The organism is Bradyrhizobium sp. USDA 4541 (genome assembly GCF_024171085.1).
Taxonomy (GTDB): Bacteria; Pseudomonadota; Alphaproteobacteria; order Rhizobiales; family Xanthobacteraceae; genus Bradyrhizobium; species Bradyrhizobium australafricanum.
Genome location: NZ_JALJZF010000001.1, coordinates 339,608 through 360,583 on the forward strand (window position 1 = coordinate 339,608; position 20,976 = coordinate 360,583).

Below are 20,976 nucleotides of genomic sequence, written 5' to 3' on the forward strand. Positions count from 1 at the left end.
CGACGATCGGCTGCATCGGGGGTTCGGCTTGCTCACATTCGAATGGATCATCGGGCTGTTGCTCGCGGCGGTGGCGCTATCGGCGCTGGCGCGGCGGATCAAGGTGCCCTACCCGACCTTCCTGGCGCTCGGCGGCGTGCTGCTGACGCTGCTGCCGTGGGCCCCGACCTGGGCGCTGGAACCGAAACTGGCGCTGGCGCTGTTCGTCGCGCCGGTGCTGCTCGACGCCGCGTTCGACACTTCGCTGCGCGATCTCCGTAACAACTGGCTGCCGGTCTCGACGCTGGTGGTGGTCGCGGTCGGCGTCACCACAGCGGCGGTCGCGGTGGTCGCGCATTGGCTGCGCCCGGACATGCCATGGGCGGTTGCGATCGCACTCGGCGCCATCGTGGCACCGCCGGACGCGGCCGCAGCCACCGCGATCCTGCGCCAGGTCAACCTGCCCTACCGGATCCAGAAGATCCTCGAAGGAGAAAGCCTGCTCAACGATGCCAGCGCGCTGCTCATCTATCGCGTCGCGGTCGGCCTCGTCGCCGCCGAGCACATGAAGATCCGCGAGTTCGTGCCGTCCATCACGATTGCGCTGGTCGGCAGCCTCGCCGCCGGCTTCCTGTTCGCGCAAGTCTGGATGATGATCACGCGTCGCATCACCGAGGCACCGAGCGCGATCATCACGCAGTTCGGCGGCACTTTCATGGTGTGGATCATTGCCGAGCATCTCGGGCTGTCCGGCATCCTCACCATCATCGCCTATGCGATCACCATCTCGCGCACCGCGCCGGCCCGCACATCGGCGCGGCTGCGCGTGTCGTCCTACGCGGTGTGGGAAACCGTCGTGTTCGTGCTCAACGTGCTCGCCTTCATGCTGATCGGCCTGCAGTTGCGCCCGATCTGGTCCGGACTCGACGACGAGGTGCGGTGGAAATATTGCAGCTTTGCCGCCGCGATCCTCGCCGTCGTGATCCTCGCTCGCATCCTCTGGGTGATGCCCTACGGCGCGCTGCTGCGCACACTGAAGGCGCGCAACCTGCTGCCGGCCCACGTGGTGGACGCCGTGCCGACCTTGAAGCGCGGCTTCATCGTGTCCTGGTGCGGAATGCGCGGCATCGTCACGCTGGCGGCGGCGTTTGCGCTCCCTGAATGGTTTCCGTATCGCGATCTGATCCTGCTGACGGCGTTTGCCGTAGTGCTCGGTTCGCTCGTGATCCAGGGACTGACGCTGCGGCCGTTGATCCTGGCGTTGAATTTCGCGGACGACGATCCGGTCGGACGCGAGGCGGCCCATGCCCGCGGCGTGGTGTTTCGCGCCGCGCTCGACGAGATCGACGCCGACCCGTCGGAAGAGGCCGAGATCCTGCGGCTCGAATATCGCGCCGTGCTGCTGCGCGCGGAGAATGATCCCGACGGCGGCCTGACCTCACGCGAGCTGCCGTCGGATCCGCTGCGCCGCCGCGCCATCGCCGCGGCGCGTCAGGCATTGCTCAATCTGCGCCGCATCGAGGCGATCGGCGACGACGCATTCCATCTGGTCGAGGAAGAGCTCGACCGCGCCGAGCTCAGCGTGGAGGCCTAAAACGCCATGAGGTTCGGATGAATAGCCGCCGCGACAGCACTGCGCTCCCTCTCCCCGTTCTTTACGGGGAGAGGGTTGGGGTGAGGGGCTGTCTCCGCGTAACCGGCGATAGCTGCATTTGCGGAGAATCCCCCTCACCCGGAATGCATCTAGCGATGCATTCCGACCTCTCCCCGCACGCGGGGCGAGGTAAAGCGAAGTTCGCTGCTCAGGCGCCCGACTTCAAGCACCCGACTTGGAGGTGATGCCGCCGTCGACCACGAGCTCGATGCCGGTGACATACTTCGATTCGTCCGACGCCAGGAACAGCGCGGCATTGGCGACGTCCCAGGCGTCGCCCATATGCCCCATCGGCACCTGCGCGTCGCGGGCGCGCCACATCGCCTCGACATCGCCCTTGGCGTAGCTCTGCGCCAGCCTGGCCGAATGCGCGACCATCGGTGTCTTCATCAGTCCGGGCAGGATCGCGTTGACGCGCACATGCTTCGAGGCGAACTCGACCGCGGTCGAGCGCGTCATCTGGTTCATCGCGGCCTTGCTCGCGTTGTAGCTGACATAGGAAATGCCGACATGGCGGATCGAGGCGATCGAGGAGATGTTGATGATCGAGCCGCCGCCCTGCTTGATCATGACGGGAATGACGTGCTTCATCGACAGATAGGCGCTCTTGAGGTTGACCGCGAAGACGCGGTCCCACTCGGCTTCCCCAACTTCCACCACGCTGCCGACCTCGGCGATGCCGACATTGTTGTCGAGCACGTCGATGCGGCCATAGGCCTTGAGGCAGGCCGCGACCATCGCCTCCACCTCGCCGGCACGCGAGACATCGGCGGTGAATGCGACAGCCTTGCCGCCCTCGCCGGTGATGATGCCGACGGTCTCCTCCGCCGCGGCGCCGTTGCGATCGACGCAGAAGACGCTGGCGCCCTCGCGCGCAAAGGTGACGGCGGTCGCCTTGCCATTGCCCCAGCCGGGCCCGATCGAACCCGCGCCGACCACCATCGCAACCTTGCCCTTGAGCCGATCCATCGGTCTTTCTCCCTTGTTGTTCTTGTCGTGACTGTAGCCCGGATGAGCGAAGCGATATCCGGGAGCGCTATCCCCCGCATATCGCTCCGCTCATGCGGGCTACGGATACTTACTACGGATTCTCGCAAACACTCATCGTCGTGACATTAGCACCGATCGGATGCCCGATAATCTCCGATAGCGTCTGGCAGTGTCCCTCCTGGCACAGGTGCCATTCACCCGCGGCGCCGGAATTGCCGAGCACGACCTCCGCCCTTGGCGCCGGCGGGGGCGACCATTGAAACCAGCCATCGACGAGGCGCGCCTCCGGCCGCGGCTCCATGCCGGCGCCCGTGCCCTTGACGCGCGCCTGTTGCAGCGTGAGCCCGGCCGGCGTGACCAGCCAGTCCTCCTGCCAGGCGCTCTTCTCGATCGAATGCGTCCAGGCGAGCGTGAAGGCCGCGATCGACAGCGCCTTCACGACTCCCGCGGAAGCGAGGCAGAGGCTCAAGCCGCCGCCACCGCATTGCGCGGACGCTGCCGCCATTGCCATAGCACGACAGCAGCAGCGAGCGTGAAGCCCGCTGTATCCGAGAACGGGAAATCGCCGAGCAGGCAGAGCGCGGCGCCGAACGCGACCAGGATCTCGATGAAAGTCAGCCGCGTGAACAGGAAGCCGATCGCGACGATGCCGAACAATCCGATCGCCACCAGCGCCTTGAAGGTCGCCAGCGCCACCGCGCCGTAGAAGCCGAGTTGCGCCTGCATCGGATCCCCGGTCTGCAGCATCAGCGCCGGCGAATAGACGAAGATGAACGGAATGACGTAGCCGGCCAGCGCGATCCGCATCGCCTCCCAGCCGATCTTGTCCGGGTTCTCCTTGGCGATCGGCGCCGCCGCCAGGGCCGCGAGCGCAACCGGCGGCGAGAGGTCGGCCATGATGCCGTAGTAGAACGCAAACATGTGGCTTGCGATCAGCGGCACGCCGAGCTTGGCGAGCGCCGGTGCAGCCAGCGCCGCGGTGATGATGTAGGTCGGGATCGTCGGGATGCCGGTGCCGAGCAGGATCGACAGCAGCATGGTCATGATCAGCGCCAGGAACAGGCTCTTGGCGCCGAGCCCGATGATCCAGCTGCCGAAGATGGTGCCGACGCCGGTCTGCGTCATCATGCCGATGATGGTGCCGACGATGGCGCAGGCCATGCCGACCGTCAGCGCCGATTTGGCGCTGTCGGCGAGCGAGTCGCGGCAGGCTTTCAGCGTGGCGCGGCCGCCGCGGGTGATCGCCGCGATGACGATCAAACCGGCGACGACGCTCGCGACCGGAACGATCTCGATGCCGTGGCGCGACACCGCGGCAACCACCAGCGCGAGGCCGATCCAGAAGATGGAGCGCACGATGGTGTTGGAGAAGCCGAGCGTGATGCTGGCGCCGAGGATCAGCGCGACCGTGAGCGCAAGGCCCATGCTGCCGGCATAGAGCGGCGTGAAGCCCTCGAACAGCATGTAGACCAGCGCCGCGAGCGGCAACACCAGGTACCAGCGCGCCACCAGCGCCTTCCAGGCGCTCGGGATCTCCGAGCGCTTCATGCCGACGAGGCCGTGCTTGCCGGCCTCCAGATGCACCATCCAGAACGCCGAGGCGAAATAGAGGATCGCCGGGATCACCGCGGCCTTGACGATCTCCGAATAGGGCACGCCGAGCGTCTCGGCCATGATGAAGGCGACCGCGCCCATCACCGGCGGCATGATCTGGCCGCCCATCGAGGCGGTGGCCTCGACGCCGGCGGCGAAGGCGCGGCGATAGCCGAACTTGATCATCAGGGGGATCGTGAACTGGCCGACGGTAACGACATTGGCGACGCCCGAACCCGAGATCGTACCCATCATGCCCGAAGCGAACACCGCGACCTTGGCGGGGCCGCCGCGGGTGCGGCCGAACAGGCCGAGCGAGACGTCGGTGAACAGCTGGATCATGCCGGCGCGTTCCAGGAACGAGCCGAACAGGATGAACAGGAAGATGTAGGTTGCCGAGACGTAGATCGGCACGCCGTAGAAGCCTTCAGTGCCGAACGAGAGATGGGTGACGATCTGGTCGAAGTCATAGCCGCGGTGATTGAACGGCGACGGCAGATATTGGCCGAAGAACCAGTAGAGCAGACAGGCGCCGCACATCAGCGGCAGCGCCGCCCCCATCAGCCGCCGCGTGCCCTCGAAGATCAGGACCGCGAGCAGCGTGCCGACCGCGAGGTCCATGTTGGTCGGATCGCCGTCGCGGGCGATCAGGTCGGCATAGAAGATCCACTGGTAGAGCCCGCAGAGGAACCCGGCGACGCCGACGATCCAACTCACCGCGCGGCCGAAATCGGTCTTGGCGGTGAAATTGCCGATCAGGCCGAAGGTCAGGAGGATCAGGAAGCCGACATGGACGCCGCGCACCACCTGGCTCGGCAGGTAGTTGAAAGCCGCGACATAGAGCTGGAACACCGCAAAGGCGAGACCGATGGCATAGGCCAGATGCCCCCAGGCACCCGGGCCGAAGCCTTCCGGAAAGCCATGCTCGAAATTGTCGAATTCAACCTTGATGGGCTGCTCGCCCTCAACCTGCTGCTGCATATGATCAGTCCCCCGCCGTGCCAACAGCGCTTATATCCACTGAGTCCGCCCACCGAAAGCCGGGACAGGAAAAACGCGCCACGTCATTGCGAGCGAAGCGAAGCAATCCATCGCGCCACAGGGGAGAGATGGATTGCTTCGTCGCTTCGCTCCTCGCAATGACGGCAAGGAGCAGACGTTCCGGCCCTACTTGATCAGGCCCTTCTCCTTGTAATAGCGGATCGCGCCGGGATGCAGCGGAACCGGGTTGCCGGTCGCGGCGGCCTCGAGCTTGATCTCCTTACCCGCGGCGTGGGCATTGGCGAGTTCCGGCAGCGATTCGTAGACCAGCTTGGTCATCTGATAGGCGAGATCGTCCGACACCGCGCTCGAGGTCACGAGGTAGTTCACGACCGCGGCGGTCGGCACGTCCTTGTCCTGGCCGGTATAGGTATTAGCCGGGATGATCACGGAGACAAACGGCGGGCCGATCTTGTCGACGGTCTCCTTCGGCACGGCGACCACGGTGATCTCGCTCGAGGTCGAGAGGTCCTTCAGCGAGGCGACGCCGAGGCCGGCGGACTGCAGCGTGGCGTTGAGCTGGCGGTTCTTCATCAGATCCACCGATTCGGCGAACGGCAGGTACTCGACCTTGCCGAGATCCTTGTAGCTCATGCCGGCGGCCGCGAGGATCGCGCGCGAGTTGAGCTCGGTGCCCGACTTCGGCGCGCCGACCGACAGGCTCTTGCCCTTGAGATCGGCGAGCGTCTTGATGCCGCTCTCGGCGGTCGCGACGATCTGGATGTAGTTCGGATAGATCGCGCCGATGGTGCGCAGCTTGTCGAGCTTGTTCTTGAAGCCGGCTTCGGCGTCGCCTTCCCAGGCGGCTTTGAGCGAATCGCCGAGCGTGAAGGCGATCTCGCCGCGGCCCTGCTGCAGCAGCACCAGGTTCTCGACCGAGGCCTTGGTCGCCTGCACCTGGGTTTTCACGCCGGGGATCTTGTCGCCGTAGATCTTCCCCATCGCGACACCGAGCGGATAGTAGACGCCGGAGGTGCCGCCGGTGAGCACGTTAATGAACTGCTCGGCCTGTGCGACAGGCGCGGACAAAACGCTGGCTGCCACGATCGCGGCAGCCATCAACTTGGAATTCATGAGTATTATTCTCCCCTTAAGCCGGCCGGAAATTGGCCGGACACCCCCGCCGGGTCAACCCATCCAAATGACGCATGCGCGGCGGAAATCCCCGATAGCAACACCACCTTACCTGCGCGGGAACTCTCCGCGCGACCGGGCGACCGCTTCGAGTTGGTCGCCGCGACCCAGCCGCTGGCGGCCGCTAGCGGCCCGGTGTTCGCGCCGGCGATCGCCGCGGGACACTTGGCATTGTCGGACCCAGGGCGTTCGCGGCGCGGACCGGCCGCAACGAAGCAGCGAAGATCGGCTTGCGGCCCCGGATGTCGGCTTGAGCACCGCTATCGCCGGATTCATTGTCGTCCATGCCGGTTGCAGCGCTGCATTCCTGTTGCTTGCAGCCGTCGCTTGTGCCGCGCTGATCGGCTACTGCGCGTTGATGCGGGAGACGTTGCGAACAGCAGCGACGACGTCACGCACATCTGCATTGGCATCACAAAACGGGTGATCTGATTCGCCGTCGGCGCTCCGCGCAGCACTCTGCATGATGCGATCTGATGTCCGACAATGACGCAGTTCCGCGTCGGCGTCGACGCGACAACACAGTCATTAACGCCGTCTCTCGATGACACACGCGCACAGTGTTTCTGCCGATGTGCAAAGTCGGGACGCGATCGCGCTCATGAATGTCAGATGACGCATTTGTTGCAGGTGTAACAGCGGTGAGACGCCGCGATTCCAGCGCCATTTGAATCGAATTGAATCCTTTAAGGTTAGCGGGGCAATCAATGTATGATCCAGAAATTTCCATGATTGCCGCCGCTCTAGGATGTACGAGTCAAGCCGGGGTAACTACGGACAAGGCGGGGCATGAATCACATCAGTCACATCGAACGCACGCGAGCCGGCTGGTTCGGACATCGCAAGCTGACCCCACGCGCATGCATTGCGGACAGCAAAAAACACCTTCGGACCTTCCTCGCCGAGGCGCTGGAAGACCTCGGCTTCATCACCAGTGAATGCAGCCAGGCTTTGGAACTCGACACCGTTCTGGACGCGGAACGGCCCGATCTCCTGGTGCTCGGCGTGTCCGTGGACGGCATCGAAGTCAGTAAAATTCTCGAGACTTTGGTGAGAAAGGACTATGGCGGCAAGGTCCTCGTCATCGGGCAGCCGGACTCGATCATCGTCAAGGCGGTCCGGCAAATCGGCGACGAGTACGGCATCGCCATGCTGCCGGCGCTGTCGACGCCGTTCAGCGCCGGGACCCTTCGCGACAGTCTTGCGTCGTTGATGCCGCTTGAACCCGCGCCGAGCCCGGCGGTGGACGTGCCCGAAGCGCTGAAGGCCGGCTGGCTCGAGCTGTGGTATCAGCAGAAAATTCATCTCCGGACGCTGGTCCCGAGCGGCGCCGAGGCGCTGATCCGGATGCGCCACCCTGCCTGGGGCGTCGTGCCGCCGGCCTACTTCATCCCGGACGAAAGCGATCCGCATTTTCATGCGCTGTCCGAGTTCGTGATCGAGCGCGCAATCGAGGACTGGCGCTATCTCATCGAGCAGATCGGGCCGGTCAATCTCTCGATCAATCTGCCGATCTCCTTCCTCGCCGACGATCATGCCGTGCGCGAGCTCTGTTACCGGATGCCGGATCATGCGGCCTTCGCGGGCCTCTTGATCGAGATCGACAGCACCGAGGTGGTCGACAATCTGGATCTGGCGATCGATGTCGCCCGGCGCGTTCGACTGCACAATATCGGCATCTCGATCGACAATGTCGGCGCGAACTGGCCGTCTTTGCTGGGACTGCCGAACTTTCCGTTCGTCCAGCTCAAGGTCGACCATCAATTCGTCACCGGCTGCGCGGATCAGCGCCTGAAGCAGACGGTGTGCCGGCGTGTCGTGGAGCTGGCCCACGACAACGACGCGCAGGTCGTGGCCCAGGGAGTCGAGACGCGTGCGGACTTTCTCGCCGCGCACGAAATGGATTTCGATCAGGTCCAGGGCTACCTGTTCGGCAAGCCGATGGGCGTCAAGAAGTTCGCCCGCTCACGCATGCATTTCTCTGAGAAAGAGCCAGCCTCCTGAGGCATCGCCTCTGGTCAGGCTCATGTGTCGCGATCGATCGCGCGCAGCGCTTCGCCGCGCGCGATCAGGCGTTTTGCATTGGAATAGGTCGGCACCTCGAGCAGCGAGCCGTCAAGTTCGACGCGCCCAAAGCCCTTTGTCCGCGCCGCTTCGAACGCCGCGACGATCCTGCCCGCCCGGCGCATCTCCTCCTCGCCCGGCGTCAGGACCCCGTTGACGATCGAGGCATGCGCGGGATCGACCAGGCTCTTTGCGGCGTAACCCAGCCGCCGCGCCCAGATCGTGTCGCGTTCGACGCCTTCAGCGTCGCTCCAGGTGTAGGGACAATCGACCGCGACGACATCAGCGGCACGACATTCGACGATGAAGCGCTGCCGCGCGTAAGCGAGCTCCAGGCCATCGCTGCCGCGCTCGGCACCAAGATCGGCGGCGAGGTCTTCGGAGGCCATCAGGCAACCGATGACGCGCCGGCTCGCCATGGCGATCGCACCGGTCTGCACCAGACCGCGCGCGAACTCGATATTCGGCAGCAGCGATGTCGATCCCTCGGCGATACCGCAGTCGCGCTCGAACCGCGTCACCGCCTCGTCAAGCCTGACGACATGGTGCGGCTCGGCGACCTTCGGCAGCGCGACGATATCCGGACGTCCGCGCATCACGGCGGCGAGATCGTCCATGCCGTCCTGGTCCAGCGGATTGACGCGGACCGCGACCATCACGCCCTGGTCGCGCCAGGCGGCGTAGAGCTCGGCCGCCAAGGCCCGCGCCTTCGGGCGCAGCGGCGGCGGGGTAAAATCCTCGAGCTCGTGGATCAGCACGTCGGCGCCGCTGGCGGCCGCGTGCTGCAGCACGTCCTCGTTGGCGCCTTCGAGAAACAGCCAGGAGCGGCACAGCGGGGCCGGGCGCAGCTTGCGCATCACGCGGCCCGCGCCGACGTCACTGGAACGTCATGTCGAGGCATTTCGAGATGTCGGAGCCGAGGCCGGACGAGATGGTGATGCAGCCGCGGATCTTCTGGGTGTTGACGTCGTTCGCCCAGATCGCATAGCCGCCGGGACCGAAGAACGAGTTGGTGTTCGGCGGCTCGGTCTCGGTGGCATCGAACGTGTAATTGCCGTCGGTCTCGAAAATGCGCGGCTTCTTGGTGCAGCCGCCGTCGGCCTGCACGTTGATGACCTCCTTGTTGTCCCGCGTCAGCGCCAGCGAGACCTGGCAGCGGAAATATTCCGAGGTCTTGGCATTGAACAGATAGGCGTAGGACTTGCAGGTCGCGGTATTGAGCTTGCCGGCGGACAGGCCGCGGCTGCAGGAGATCCGCTGGTTGTTGGAGAGCCTGAACTCGTCCGCCTGCGCGACTGACGCCAGCGTCATGAACGACAGAGCGACACCGATTCCGATCTTCATGACGTGGTTCATCCTGATCATCCCAAGGTCGTGTTTCCGGCAATCAAAGCGTTTGTAAACGGTAACGCGAAAATAGTCGCCAAGCTTGATGCGGGAATTCACAAAGTCGCCGATCCGGCGAGCGGTCGCGCCGATTGTCGTATTGACGCGCGAACATCGTTCGTGATTTGTTCAAAAACGTGGGGACGACGCCGTTTTCTCGGCCGGAGGTGGATCATGACGCATTTTTTGACCAAGACTTTTATTGCGACTGCGGCGTTTGCCGCGCTGACGACCTGCGCATTCGCGCAGGAGGCTGCGCCCTGGGAACTGAAGCCCGACATGGGCTACGCCTATGACAAGGACGGCAAGACCTGGTCCTACAAGATGGGCACCAACAACGCCGGCACGCTGCTGAAGGGCGCCAAGAAGGTGCCGAAGGGGACGCTGTTCTTCATCGGCCAGAACGGCCAGCTCTACATGCGCTCCGGGCCCTATCTCGAGGGCGACGGCAAGTTCAAGTTCGGCTCGAATTAGAGCGTTTTCGAGCGAAGTGGACGCCGGTTCGCGTCAAGAAAACGCGTCAAGAAGAGTCTAGGGCTTCGGTTCTGATTCAATCAGAACCGAAAATGCCCTAGCGGTTTTCGGCAGGTATCAGAACGCCGCGGCCAATTCCTTCGCGCCCGGCTTGTTGCTGTTGAAGTCCATCCGCTCATTGGTGACGGCAAGCAGCCTGGCCACCGTGTTGTGGCGGATGGCGACCGGGTTGCGCTCGTAGCCGGAGCGCTGGAAGAAGTTCGCGGTCGGCACCTGCTCGCGCATCGCCTGCGGCATGGTCACCATGTCGAGCCCGGTGCCGTCGCCGGTCAGGTTCATCATCTCGAGCTCGGCCGCGGTCAGCGGCCGGCTGTAGCCCTTGTTGCGGGCGAAGATCACCGAGGTCAGCAGCTTGTGGGTCTGCAGCATCGGGCCGACATCGATGTCGAGCACCATGGCATGGCACGCCCAGCCCTGCGGCGTATCGGCGAGGCGCGCATGCGCCGACCAGTCGTCGGGCACGGTGCGGGTGAACGCGACCATCTTCTTCAGCACCGCGAGCTTGTGCTCCATCGCCTTGCGCGCGGGCCCCTGCGTCCTCGCAACCCGCTCGGTCAGATCCCGCACGAATTCATGGCCCTGCTCGGCCAATAGCTCGACGGTGTTGGTGGTGAGCAGCTGGTTGTAGCCCATCGCGGTGGAGATGGCGCGCTTGCCGCCGTGCTCGATGCCCGCCTGTACGTCGTAAGTGCCGGTGCCGCCGGTCTCGAACGAATAGACCCGCACCGCCTGTTCCGGCGTCAGCCCCGCGGCGCGCGCGTAGCGCGCATAGGCGCGCTTGAACTCGACCTCGCTGGCCGGCCGCTGCGGCGTGAACTGGAATTGCTCGGCCGCCGCCCTGACCAGATCGGAGGCCACCGGAAGCGTCTTGGGCGGACGCGGCGGCTTGCCTTCCTCCTCTTCCGGAGCCGGATTGACCGGCCGCTTCGGACCCTCATAGACCGGCGGCTGCTGCAGCACGTAATCGTCCAGCGAGATCTGCACGCGGTCGCGCCGCTTGGCATTGCGGCCGCGCCTCTTCTCGGCGATCGCGTTCCAATAGGCGCTCGCGTCCTGCTCGAAGGCGGCGCGCGCCTCCTGATATTCCTGCAGCTTGCGGCGATACTCCATGATCGCCTGCGGCGATGCCTGCGCCATCGCATTGGCGACGGAAGGCGGCAGCGCGTCGGCCTCGCCGGCAAAAACGGACGGCGCGCCGGCGGCGAGCGCGAGCGCGACAAATCCAGGGCACAGGCGAATCAATTGCGGGCGCATGGCCTCGTTGTAGCAAGCACGGCCGCGAAGTCAGCCCGGAATTGTCCGGATCGCAGCGGCCGGATGCCGCGATCGATGCAGAATATTCGCCACAATGCGGTGTTCTCCGAACGAAAGCCTTGGAGAAAGCCCTGGAGATTGCGATGAGAATGGCACTCTGGCTCGTCGCCGCCTGCGCGTTGACGCTCGCCGCATCGGCGCGCGCCGAGCGTCCGGACTGCGGAACGTTTCCGGATACGCGTTCACGCTTCACCTGTTACGAGAATGTGTCGCGGGCGCCTCAGGAACCCGAGGCCGCGGCGCATTCGTCTGGTGCGCAGGGGAAATCAATAAAGATGAACGCCCGCAAGCGGCGTCACAAATAGCATCATCGTCGCTACTTCCACGCGAACACAGGCTGCTCCAGTTCGGCGACGCGGGTGTTGCGGCCGGCCAGCACCTCGCGAAATTGATAGATCAGCGCGGCGGTCGGCGCATGGATCTGCTGGCCACCGAGGCGGAAGCGGATCACGCGGCGCGAGCTTTCAGGGATCGTGGCGAAGCTGAACGCGTCCTCCAGCTCGATCGCATCGAGGCCGATGCGATGGACGGAGGCGACCTCGTCCGGGTTCGGGAGGATCGCTGCATGCGCACCGGCCCAGACCACGACCGGCGTGATCAGATAGCCGGACCGCGTCGGATAATCGTCGAGCATGCCGAGCACGTCGCGCTCCGACAGTGCGAGCCCGAGCTCCTCATGCAGTTCGCGCAGCGCGGCCTCGACCTGCGTCTCGCCGGCATCGCAGCGCCCGCCCGGCAGCGCCCATTGCGCGCTATGGGCGCGCAGGCGCGCGCTGCGGCGGGTCAGCAGGAAGGCCGTGCCGCTGCCGTCGCCGCCTTCGGTCAGCGCGATCGCGACCGCCGCGCGCTTCAACGTCGGCGCGGCGTCCGCCGGCGCCAGGCGTGCGAATGCGGCACAGAGCTCTGCGATATTCCGCCGGGTGGCATCGTCAAATGTGCGGGCCATTGACCTTGACTACAACACAACAGCGTTTGATGAAATGACTGCTACCACATGCCTCCTGCGATCAATCATCAGCAAGCAACGGACCCCACCTCATGACGGCCAAGGCCGCGGACAAACTCAAATCCGACGGCTGGAAGATCGCCGAAACCACGGGATTCCTGAACCTGATCGGCCCGTTGTGGGAACGGTTGAAGGACGGCGCGCTTGAACTCGCGCTGATCACCGAAGACAAGCACCACAATCGCCGCGGCCTCGTGCAGGGCGGCGTGATCATGACCTTCGCCGACCGCGCCTGCGGCATGGCCGCACGCTACGTCTCGGGCAAGCCGACGCTTGCAACCGTGCAGCTCGACACCCATTTCGTCGAGGCCGGCAAGATCGGCGAGATCCTGACGACGCGGCCGCGCGTGGTACGCTCGACCCGCAGCCTGATCTTCATCACGGCCGAGGTAACCGTCGACAAGCGCTGTATCGCGATGGCCAACGGCGTGTTCAAGATTTTGAAGAACGAGAGTTGATCCTTTGTCATTCCGGGATGGTCCGAAGGACCAGACCCGGAATCTCGAGATTCCGGGCTCGATGCTTGCGCATCGCCCCGGAATGACCGCAGGAAAGGAAAGTCCGATGCAATATCGCCAGCTCGGCCGCAGCGGCCTGAAGGTCTCGCCGATTTGCCTCGGCACCATGATGTTCGGCGGACCGACCGACGAGGCGACCTCGGCGCGGATCGTGGCGAAGGCGCGCGAGGCCGGCATCAACTTCATCGACAGCGCCGACGCCTATAATGGCGGCAAGTCCGAGGAGGTCGTCGGACGCGCGATCTCGAACAGCCGGTCGAACTGGGTGCTCGCGACAAAACTCGCCAATCCAATCGGCGACGATCCTAACCACGGCGGGCTGTCGCGTCGCTGGGTGTTCCAGGCCGCCGACGAGAGCCTGAAGCGGCTCGGCACCGACTACATCGACGTCTACTATCTGCACAAGGAAGACCACGCGACGCCGCTCGACGAGACGGTGCGCGCGATGGGCGACCTGATCCGCGCCGGCAAGGTGCGCTATTTCGGCGTCTCCAACTACCGCGCCTGGCGCGTCGCCGAGATCTGCAACATCTGCGACCGGCTCGGCATCGACCGTCCGGTCGCGAGCCAGCCCTATTACAATGCGATGAACCGGATGCCGGAGGTCGAGCATTTCCCGGCCTGCGCCTATTACGGGCTCGGCATCGTGCCCTATAGCCCGCTGGCGCGCGGCGTGCTTACCGGCAAATACGCGCCCGACGCGGCGCCACCCGCGGACACGCGTGCGGGGCGCAACGACAAGCGCATGATGCAGACCGAGTGGCGGCCGGAATCGCTCGAGCTCGCGCAGGAAATCAAGCGCCACGCCGAGAGCAAAGGCATCACCGCCGGGCAGTTCGCGGTGTCCTGGGTACTGAACTCGTCGTTCGTCAGCGCCGTGATCGCGGGGCCGCGCACCGAAGCGCAATGGGACGACTACATCCGCGCGCTCGACTATCGCTTCACCGCCGAGGACGAAGCTCTGATCGACCGCCTCGTCGTCACCGGCCATCCCTCGACGCCGGGCTTCAACGACCCCGCCTATCCGATCGAGGGGCGCCGCGCGCGGAGCGGATCGTCGCTGTAGCGGCAGCGTCACAATTTTAGTTTTGCGCTCCGCCCGCCGTCATTGCGAGCGGAGCGAAGCAATCCATCGTGCCGCAAGCGGAGAAATGGATTGCGTCGTCGCTGACGCTCCTCGCAATGACGGTGTGTTGCACTCGCTCGGTACGGATAACCCGCTCGGCAACGCCGAAGTTACGTTTCGTAGCTTCCGAATTGCGCGAAGCCCGAGTCGGCTGCAGCATCAGGGCATGGAAATGCTGATGCTGGTGCTGCAATGACGGCATCCAATGTACTGGACTGGATCGTGGCCCTCCTCGTCTGCTGGGCGAGCCTGACCGCAATCTTTGAACCTTCGCGCGGTGCCTCGCAGTGCGACGTATCCACCGCGACGAGCAGCGCGCCGCAGGCCTCGCTGGCGACCCCGACGCAGGCGGAGTTCGAGGAGATGATCCGCGACATGAAGCTGCATGATTGAACGGGATCGGCAAACCGCGAAAATCCTTCCGCATCGTCCCCCAAATGAAACAGGGCGGCGCCGAAGCGCCGCCCTGCCCTGATTGCCGTTTGCTTGCCGCTTACTTCACGAGGTCGAAGCGGTCGGCGTTCATCACCTTGGTCCAGGCCGCGACGAAGTCCTTCACGAACTGCTCCTTGGAGTCGGACTGGCCGTAGACCTCGGCGAACGCCCGCAGCTGCGAGTGCGAGCCGAAGATCAGATCGACGCGGGTGCCGGTCCACTTCACCGCCTTGGTCTTGCGGTCGCGGCCCTCATAGACGCCCTGGCCGGCATCGCTCCACACCGTGCCCATGTCGAGCAAGTTGAGGAAGAAGTCGTTGGTGAGCGTCCCCGGCTTGCCGGTGAAGACGCCGTGCTTCGACTTCTTGGCATTGGCGCCGAGCACGCGCAGGCCGCCGACGAGGACCGTCAGTTCCGGTCCGGTCAGCCGCAGGAGTTGCGCACGGTCGACCAACGCCTCCTCGGGCTGCAGGAACTGATGCTTGCCGCCGATATAGTTGCGGAAGCCGTCAGCCCGCGGCTCGAGCGGAGCGAAGGACTCGACGTCGGTCTGGTCCTGCGTCGCATCGGTGCGGCCCGGCGTGAAGGGCACCTTCACATTGGTGCCGCCGTCCTTGGCCGCCTTCTCGATCGCAGCGGCGCCGCCGAGCACGATCAAATCGGCCAGCGAGACCTTCTTGCCGAACTCCTTCTGGATGGCTTCGAGCTTGCTCAGAACACCCTTGAGCTGCGCCGGCTCGTTGACATCCCAGTCCTTCTGCGGCGCAAGGCGGATGCGTGCACCATTGGCACCGCCGCGCTTGTCGGAGCCGCGGAACGTCGAGGCCGAGGCCCAGGCGGTCGACACCAGTTCGGACACCGACAGACCCGAGGCGAGGATCTTCGCCTTGAGCACCTCGATATCCTTGTCGTCGATCACGGCGTGATCGAGCGCCGGCACCGGGTCCTGCCAGATCAGCGTTTCCTTCGGCACCAGCGGGCCGAGGTAGCGCTGGATCGGACCCATGTCGCGGTGCGTGAGCTTGAACCAGGCGCGGGCGAAGGCGTCCGCGAACTGATCCGGATGCTCATAGAACCGGCGCGAGATCTTCTCATAGGCCGGATCGAAGCGCAGCGACAGGTCGGTGGTCAGCATCGTCGGGACATGCTTCTTCGACGGATCGAACGCGTCCGGAATGACGGCGTCCGCGCCCTTTGCCTTCCACTGCTTCGCACCCGCCGGGCTCTTCGTCAGCTCCCATTCGTACTTGAACAGGTTCTCGAAGAAGTGGTTGCTCCACTTGGTCGGGGTCTGGGTCCAGGTGACCTCGGGACCGCCGGTGATCGCGTCAGCGCCGACGCCGGTGCCGAACTTGCTCTTCCAGCCGAGACCCTGATCCTCGATCGCGCCACCTTCCGGCTCCGGACCGATCAACGATGGATCGCCCGCACCGTGGGTCTTGCCGAAGGTGTGGCCACCGGCAATCAGCGCGACGGTCTCCTCGTCGTTCATCGCCATGCGGAAGAACGTCTCGCGGATGTCCTTCGCGGCGGCGACCGGGTCCGGATTGCCGTTCGGACCTTCCGGGTTGACGTAGATCAGGCCCATCTGCACCGCGCCGAGCGGCTCGGAGAGCTGGCGCTCGCCGCTGTAGCGCTCGTCGCCGAGCCAGGTGCCTTCCGGACCCCAGTACAGCTCTTCCGGCTCCCACACGTCGGCGCGGCCACCCGCAAAACCAAACGTCTTGAAGCCCATCGATTCCAGCGCGACGTTGCCGGCGAGGACCATCAGGTCGGCCCACGAGATCTTGCGGCCGTACTTCTGCTTGATCGGCCACAGCAGCCGGCGCGCCTTGTCGAGGTTGGCGTTGTCAGGCCAGCTGTTGAGCGGGGCGAAACGCTGCTGACCGGCACCGGCGCCGCCGCGGCCGTCGGTGATGCGATAGGTGCCCGCCGAGTGCCAGGCCATGCGGATCATCAGGCCGCCGTAATGGCCGAAGTCGGCCGGCCACCATTCTTGCGACGTCGTCATCAGGGCCGTGAGGTCCTTGATCACGGCGTTGAGATCGAGGCTCTTGAATTCCTTGACGTAGTCGAAGCCCTTGCCCATCGGATCGGACAGGCTGGAGTTGCGATGCAGCACCTGAACGTCGAGCGTCTCCGGCCACCAGTCACGATTCGAGTGCCCGCGAGGCCCGCCTGTGAATGGGCATTTGCCCGCGCCTTCGTCGGTTTTTGCGTCCATGTTTCTTCTCCGAGGTGATGGATTCTGGAATGCGCTGGAGCTCTTCCAAGAACGATTCTACGCAACCCAATCCATCAGAGGAAATTGACTTTAGTGATCGCGTCGATAAGATTATCTGATGATAAATGTCACACTCCGGCAACTCAGGTATTTTGATGCTCTGGCCCACCACCGCCATTTCGGGCGCGCCGCGGATGCCTGCGCGGTGTCGCAGCCGGCGCTGTCGATGCAGATCCGCGAAATGGAACAGGCGGTCGGCGGCGTGCTGATCGAACGCAATGCGCGGCAGGTGACGCTGACGACCTTCGGCGAGGACCTGCTGCGCCGCGTGCGCGACATCCTGCGCTCGGTCGATGAGCTCGGCGACTTCGCGCGCGCCTCGCGCGACAAGCTTGCCGGGCGGCTGCGGGTCGGCATGATCCCGACCGTCGCGCCGTATCTGCTGCCGAAGGTGATCGAGAACCTGGCGCGGCTGCATCCCGAGCTCGACATCCATGTCCGCGAGACGCTGACGCCGAAGCTGATCAAGGAAGTCGCCGAGGGCCGGCTCGACACCGCGATCGTGGCGCTGCCGGTATCGGAACCGTCGCTGACCGAGGTCGCGCTGTTCTCGGAAAACTTCCTGCTGGTGCGGCCGGGCGAGGACGCCAAGACGCCGGTGCCGAGCGCCGAGATGCTGCGCGAGATGCGGCTGTTGCTGCTCGAGGAGGGCCACTGCTTCCGCGACCAGGCATTGTCGTTCTGCAACATGCAGTCCTCGCCGCCGCGCGAGGTGCTGGACGCGAGTTCGCTGTCGACGCTGGTGCAGATGGTCGGCGCCGGCATCGGCGTCACCTTGATCCCCGAGATGGCGGTGACGGTGGAGACGCGCTCGGCGCCGGTCACGGTCTCGCGCTTCAAGCACCCGCAGCCCTCGCGCACCATCGGCATGGTCTGGCGCAAGACCTCTCCGCTTGCCGCGCAGCTCCAGCAGATCTCCGAGGTCGTCAGCCTCGCTGCCCGCGCCCTGCGTGCGCCGAAACAGGACGGCGCCAAGGAGCCGGCGAAGCGCGCGGGGCGAAGGAAGGTGGCGTGACTGCCGAGACGCTGCGGCGAAGATGTAGTTCTCGTTTGACGCACACGTCTCGCCACCCCCACAACCGTCGTCCTGGCGAAAGCCAGGACCCATAACCACCGCGTTTGATTGTGAACGGGATCGTGGCTCCAGCTTCGCTCAACAACTGATGGTCGGGGTAATGGGTCCTGGCTTTCGCCAGGACGACATCGAATATGTTGCGCGGTCCGGGAATCATCCGTCCGCATTCTCGCGGCGACTGACGAGATGAGGCGGCGCCCCTACTTCTCCAGATACTTCTTCATCTCGGCGATCAGGCCGTCGCGCAGTTCGGGGCGCTTGAGGCCGAAGGCGATGTTGGCGCGGAGGAAGCCGGGCTTGGAGCCGCAATCGTGGCGCTCACCCTCGAACTCCACGCCGTAGAACTTCTGCGTCTTCGCAAGACCGATCATCGCATCGGTGAGCTGGATCTCGCCGCCGGCGCCGCGCTCCTGCGTGGCCAGGATGTTGAAGATCTCGGGCTGCAGGATGTAGCGGCCGGTGATCGACAGGTTGGACGGCGCGGTGCCCTGCGGCGGCTTCTCGACCATGCGGTCGACCTCGAAGATGTTGCCGGTGCGTTTGCCGACGCTGCAGATGCCGTATTGATGGGTGAGTTCGTCGGGCACCGCCTCGACCGCGATCAGGTTCGACTTGTCACCAAGCCTGCTCGCGGCATCGATCATCTGCTTGAGGCAGCCCGGCGTGTTCAGCACCAGCTCGTCCGGCAGCACCACCGCGAACGGCTCGTTGCCGATGATATCGCGCGCGCACCACACCGCGTGGCCGAGCCCGAGCGGCGCCTGCTGCCGGGTGAAGCTCATCGCGCCGGCCTCCGGCTGGTTCTGCGCCAGGATATCCTGCTCGGTCTTCTTGCCGCGCTGCGCCAGCGTGGTGTCGAGCTCGAACATGCGGTCGAAGTGATCCTCGATGACACCCTTGTTGCGGCCGGTGACGAACACGAAATGCTCGATGCCGGCTTCCCGGGCCTCGTCGACCACGTACTGGATCAGGGGCTTGTCGACGATCGTCAGCATCTCCTTCGGCATCGCCTTGGTGGCGGGCAGCACGCGGGTACCGAGACCGGCGACGGGGAATACGGCTTTGCGGATCTTCATGGGATTATCGGAAGCCTTGAAATGGGTGGGACGGCGGCACGAAATGAATCATGCCTTTGGTACCCCGTTTTGCAGCCGCCAACAAAGGCGGATGTGTGGTGCGGCTTAATTCCGCCGTTCCCGTCAGCCAAATGCGGGCCGCAACAAAATCTCGCCCTTGTTAAGTTATTGGAAACCGTGCCGGGGCCTTCTGGAACAGCACGATTTTGATAGGCACACGACAAATGCGCGCGATGGGAACATCAAGGACCAAGCTTTTCGGCGCGAGCCTGATCGCGCTGGCCCTGCTGCTGCCCGGCAGCACGCAAGCCCAGTCGGCGGGCAACGGCCTGACCAACCTGATCGACAGCATCTTTTCCGGACCGAACGCGACGCCGCCACAGGCCGCAACCGGACAGGACGGCGCGGCACCGCCGTGGAGCGGTGAAGACGGCGCCTCCGGCCATCCGCTGATGACCGCAGCGGCGATCCGCCAAGCCGCGTCGGACTTCCCGAACTGCGTCGCAGCGATGTGGCCAGATGCCGCACGGCGCAACATCACCCAAGAGAATTTCGAGCGCTTCACCGCCGGCCTGACGCCCGATCTGCGCATCATGGATCTGATGGATTCGCAGCCGGAGTTCACCAAGGCGATCTGGGATTATCTCGACATCCTGGTCAGCGACACCAGGCTAGCCAAGGGCCGCGAGATCCTTGCGAAATACAAGCCGCAGTTCGATGCCACCGAGAAGGCCTATGGCGTCGACCGCTACATCATTGCGGCGATCTGGGGCATCGAGTCGAACTACTCGACCCAGATGGGCGATCGCAACGTGGTGCAGTCGACCGCGACGCTCGCCTGCATCGGCCGCCGTCAGGCCTATTTCAAGGACGAGTTCCTGTCGGCGCTGGAAATCCTCAACCGCGGCGACCTCAGGCCCGAGCAGATGCGCGGCTCCTGGGCCGGCGCCTTCGGCCCGACCCAGTTCATGCCGACCGCGTTCAAGCGCTATGCCGTCGATGGCGACGGCGACGGCCGCCGCGACGTCGTCGACAATCCGAGCGACCTGATCGCCTCGACCGCCAACAATCTGAAGAAGGACGGCTGGCAGACCGGCGCGAGCTGGGGCTACGAGGTCGTGCTGCCGCAAGGCCTCAATTACATGCTGGCCGACCGCGCCAAGGCCATGCCGCTGTCGCAATGGGAGCATCTCGGCCTCAAGCGGCCGAACGGCCAGCCGTTCCCGCGGCCGTCCGACAAGGCCTATCTGCTGGCGCCGGCCGGCGCCGAGGGGCCGGGCTTCCTGATGCTGCAGAATTTCCGGGTGATCATGAAGTACAACCCGGCCGAGGCCTATGCGCTCGCCATCGGCCATTTCGCCGACCGCCTGCGCGGCGGCCAGCCCTTCGCGCAGCCCTGGCCGCGCCAGGAGCGGGTGCTGTCGCGCGCCGAGCGGCTGGAACTACAGCAGCTGCTGGCCCAGCGCGGCTTCTACAAGGGTACGCCCGACGGCCAGTTCGGCGGCCAGACCCGCGAGGCGCTGCGCGGCTTCCAGGTGTCGATCGGGGCACCGGCCGACGGTTTTGCCACCGCCGAGGTGCTGGAGCGGCTCAGGGGGCGGTAGGGCTGAAACCGGAGGCTGCCCCGTAGCCCGGATGCAGCGCAGCGAAATCCGGGGTTCTCGCCGTGCGACTGGTCTGGTCCCGGATTGCGCTTCGCTCCATCCGGGCTACGGCTCTTGCCCCTCCCGCAAGCGGGAGAGGAGGCACGGTTCCGTCGCCGCGACG

The 20,976-nt window shown here is 65.0% G+C and carries 20 protein-coding genes; 10 read left to right on the plus strand and 10 right to left on the minus strand.

Features of this window, described 5'->3' with window-relative positions; all coding sequences use genetic code 11:
- Positions 1–28 precede the first annotated feature (28 nt).
- A complete protein-coding gene (locus J2R80_RS01630) occupies positions 29–1,573 on the plus strand; it encodes a sodium:proton antiporter (RefSeq protein ID WP_076825207.1) in 1,545 nt (514 codons plus the stop codon).
- A gap of 222 nt (positions 1,574–1,795) precedes the next feature.
- On the opposite strand, the gene J2R80_RS01635 is transcribed toward J2R80_RS01630, so the two are convergent.
- The 4 genes from J2R80_RS01635 to J2R80_RS01650 form a co-directional block, all read right to left on the minus strand.
- On the minus strand, positions 1,796–2,602 hold the full coding sequence (locus J2R80_RS01635; protein WP_076825209.1) for an SDR family NAD(P)-dependent oxidoreductase: 807 nt from the start codon (positions 2,600–2,602) through the stop codon (positions 1,796–1,798).
- A gap of 112 nt (positions 2,603–2,714) precedes the next feature.
- Entirely contained in the window at positions 2,715–3,128 is a 414-nt protein-coding gene (locus J2R80_RS01640; RefSeq protein WP_076825211.1) for a DUF1850 domain-containing protein, read from the minus strand.
- Entirely contained in the window at positions 3,089–5,197 is a 2,109-nt protein-coding gene (locus J2R80_RS01645; protein WP_076825213.1) for a TRAP transporter permease, read from the minus strand. The genes J2R80_RS01640 and J2R80_RS01645 overlap by 40 nt, the downstream gene beginning before the upstream one ends.
- Before the next feature lie 186 nt (positions 5,198–5,383).
- Positions 5,384–6,331 carry a TAXI family TRAP transporter solute-binding subunit gene (locus J2R80_RS01650; RefSeq protein WP_076825215.1) on the minus strand — a complete coding sequence of 316 codons (948 nt, stop codon included), beginning with the start codon at positions 6,329–6,331 and terminating at the stop codon, positions 5,384–5,386.
- 310 nt (positions 6,332–6,641) lie between these two features.
- Here J2R80_RS01650 and J2R80_RS01660 point away from each other — a divergent pair, with 310 nt between their 5' ends.
- Positions 6,642–6,818, plus strand: a complete 177-nt coding sequence (locus J2R80_RS01660) for a hypothetical protein (RefSeq protein WP_156436140.1) — start codon at positions 6,642–6,644, stop codon at positions 6,816–6,818.
- Positions 6,819–7,180: 362 nt separating this feature from the next.
- On the plus strand, positions 7,181–8,395 hold the full coding sequence (locus tag J2R80_RS01665) for an EAL domain-containing protein (protein ID WP_057016410.1): 1,215 nt from the start codon (positions 7,181–7,183) through the stop codon (positions 8,393–8,395).
- Between the two features lie 20 nt (positions 8,396–8,415).
- Here J2R80_RS01665 and J2R80_RS01670 read toward each other — a convergent pair whose 3' ends face one another.
- Complete coding sequence (locus tag J2R80_RS01670; protein WP_076825217.1) at positions 8,416–9,312, minus strand: CoA ester lyase; 897 nt, start codon at positions 9,310–9,312, stop codon at positions 8,416–8,418.
- A 19-nt stretch (positions 9,313–9,331) separates the two neighbouring features.
- Positions 9,332–9,811, minus strand: coding sequence for a hypothetical protein (locus tag J2R80_RS01675; RefSeq protein WP_028334752.1), 480 nt, complete (start codon positions 9,809–9,811; stop codon positions 9,332–9,334).
- Positions 9,812–10,015: 204 nt separating this feature from the next.
- Here J2R80_RS01675 and J2R80_RS01680 point away from each other — a divergent pair, with 204 nt between their 5' ends.
- Positions 10,016–10,315 (plus strand): hypothetical protein, encoded by a 300-nt coding sequence (locus J2R80_RS01680; protein WP_016845604.1) that lies wholly within the window; start codon positions 10,016–10,018, stop codon positions 10,313–10,315.
- Positions 10,316–10,432: 117 nt separating this feature from the next.
- On the opposite strand, the gene J2R80_RS01685 is transcribed toward J2R80_RS01680, so the two are convergent.
- Positions 10,433–11,629 carry a hypothetical protein gene (locus J2R80_RS01685; RefSeq protein WP_076825219.1) on the minus strand — a complete coding sequence of 399 codons (1,197 nt, stop codon included), beginning with the start codon at positions 11,627–11,629 and terminating at the stop codon, positions 10,433–10,435.
- Positions 11,630–11,748: 119 nt separating this feature from the next.
- Here J2R80_RS01685 and J2R80_RS01690 point away from each other — a divergent pair, with 119 nt between their 5' ends.
- On the plus strand, positions 11,749–11,994 hold the full coding sequence (locus J2R80_RS01690) for a hypothetical protein (protein WP_229190255.1): 246 nt from the start codon (positions 11,749–11,751) through the stop codon (positions 11,992–11,994).
- Between the two features lie 11 nt (positions 11,995–12,005).
- Here J2R80_RS01690 and J2R80_RS01695 read toward each other — a convergent pair whose 3' ends face one another.
- Entirely contained in the window at positions 12,006–12,635 is a 630-nt protein-coding gene (locus tag J2R80_RS01695) for a CoA pyrophosphatase (protein WP_076825220.1), read from the minus strand.
- A 92-nt stretch (positions 12,636–12,727) separates the two neighbouring features.
- Between J2R80_RS01695 and J2R80_RS01700 the strand changes: the two genes are divergently transcribed.
- From J2R80_RS01700 to J2R80_RS01710, 3 genes are all read left to right on the plus strand, one after another.
- Entirely contained in the window at positions 12,728–13,153 is a 426-nt protein-coding gene (locus tag J2R80_RS01700; RefSeq protein ID WP_076825222.1) for a PaaI family thioesterase, read from the plus strand.
- Between the two features lie 106 nt (positions 13,154–13,259).
- Entirely contained in the window at positions 13,260–14,279 is a 1,020-nt protein-coding gene (locus tag J2R80_RS01705; protein WP_076825265.1) for an aldo/keto reductase, read from the plus strand.
- Positions 14,280–14,531: 252 nt separating this feature from the next.
- Entirely contained in the window at positions 14,532–14,732 is a 201-nt protein-coding gene (locus J2R80_RS01710; protein WP_057016417.1) for a hypothetical protein, read from the plus strand.
- A 100-nt stretch (positions 14,733–14,832) separates the two neighbouring features.
- Here the strand turns inward: J2R80_RS01710 and katG are convergent, their stop codons facing one another.
- Complete coding sequence (katG, locus tag J2R80_RS01715) at positions 14,833–16,998, minus strand: catalase/peroxidase HPI (protein ID WP_253637909.1); 2,166 nt, start codon at positions 16,996–16,998, stop codon at positions 14,833–14,835.
- Positions 16,999–17,116: 118 nt separating this feature from the next.
- Between katG and J2R80_RS01720 the strand changes: the two genes are divergently transcribed.
- On the plus strand, positions 17,117–18,073 hold the full coding sequence (locus J2R80_RS01720) for a hydrogen peroxide-inducible genes activator (protein ID WP_076825224.1): 957 nt from the start codon (positions 17,117–17,119) through the stop codon (positions 18,071–18,073).
- Between the two features lie 260 nt (positions 18,074–18,333).
- Here the strand turns inward: J2R80_RS01720 and galU are convergent, their stop codons facing one another.
- Positions 18,334–19,209: a UTP--glucose-1-phosphate uridylyltransferase GalU gene (gene galU / locus J2R80_RS01725; protein WP_028334743.1), complete on the minus strand. Its 876-nt coding sequence runs from the start codon at positions 19,207–19,209 to the stop codon at positions 18,334–18,336.
- 224 nt (positions 19,210–19,433) lie between these two features.
- Between galU and J2R80_RS01730 the strand changes: the two genes are divergently transcribed.
- Positions 19,434–20,813 carry a lytic murein transglycosylase gene (locus J2R80_RS01730; protein ID WP_057016421.1) on the plus strand — a complete coding sequence of 460 codons (1,380 nt, stop codon included), beginning with the start codon at positions 19,434–19,436 and terminating at the stop codon, positions 20,811–20,813.
- Positions 20,814–20,976: the final 163 nt, after the last annotated feature.

Excerpts from the sequence above, each read along its gene's own strand:
- J2R80_RS01635 (WP_076825209.1), bottom strand. The coding sequence starts at position 2,602 with ATGGATCGGCTCAAGGGCAAGGTTGCGATGGTGGTCGGCGCGGGTTCG.
- J2R80_RS01640 (WP_076825211.1), bottom strand. The coding sequence starts at position 3,128 with ATGGCGGCAGCGTCCGCGCAATGCGGTGGCGGCGGCTTGAGCCTCTGC.
- J2R80_RS01645 (WP_076825213.1), bottom strand. The coding sequence starts at position 5,197 with ATGCAGCAGCAGGTTGAGGGCGAGCAGCCCATCAAGGTTGAATTCGAC.
- J2R80_RS01650 (WP_076825215.1), bottom strand. The coding sequence starts at position 6,331 with ATGAATTCCAAGTTGATGGCTGCCGCGATCGTGGCAGCCAGCGTTTTG.
- J2R80_RS01665 (WP_057016410.1), top strand. The coding sequence starts at position 7,181 with ATGAATCACATCAGTCACATCGAACGCACGCGAGCCGGCTGGTTCGGA.
- J2R80_RS01670 (WP_076825217.1), bottom strand. The coding sequence starts at position 9,312 with ATGCGCAAGCTGCGCCCGGCCCCGCTGTGCCGCTCCTGGCTGTTTCTC.
- J2R80_RS01675 (WP_028334752.1), bottom strand. The coding sequence starts at position 9,811 with ATGAACCACGTCATGAAGATCGGAATCGGTGTCGCTCTGTCGTTCATG.
- J2R80_RS01680 (WP_016845604.1), top strand. The coding sequence starts at position 10,016 with ATGACGCATTTTTTGACCAAGACTTTTATTGCGACTGCGGCGTTTGCC.
- J2R80_RS01685 (WP_076825219.1), bottom strand. The coding sequence starts at position 11,629 with ATGCGCCCGCAATTGATTCGCCTGTGCCCTGGATTTGTCGCGCTCGCG.
- J2R80_RS01695 (WP_076825220.1), bottom strand. The coding sequence starts at position 12,635 with ATGGCCCGCACATTTGACGATGCCACCCGGCGGAATATCGCAGAGCTC.
- J2R80_RS01700 (WP_076825222.1), top strand. The coding sequence starts at position 12,728 with ATGACGGCCAAGGCCGCGGACAAACTCAAATCCGACGGCTGGAAGATC.
- J2R80_RS01705 (WP_076825265.1), top strand. The coding sequence starts at position 13,260 with ATGCAATATCGCCAGCTCGGCCGCAGCGGCCTGAAGGTCTCGCCGATT.
- J2R80_RS01710 (WP_057016417.1), top strand. The coding sequence starts at position 14,532 with ATGACGGCATCCAATGTACTGGACTGGATCGTGGCCCTCCTCGTCTGC.
- katG (WP_253637909.1), bottom strand. The coding sequence starts at position 16,998 with ATGGACGCAAAAACCGACGAAGGCGCGGGCAAATGCCCATTCACAGGC.
- J2R80_RS01720 (WP_076825224.1), top strand. The coding sequence starts at position 17,117 with ATGATAAATGTCACACTCCGGCAACTCAGGTATTTTGATGCTCTGGCC.
- galU (WP_028334743.1), bottom strand. The coding sequence starts at position 19,209 with ATGAAGATCCGCAAAGCCGTATTCCCCGTCGCCGGTCTCGGTACCCGC.
- J2R80_RS01730 (WP_057016421.1), top strand. The coding sequence starts at position 19,434 with ATGCGCGCGATGGGAACATCAAGGACCAAGCTTTTCGGCGCGAGCCTG.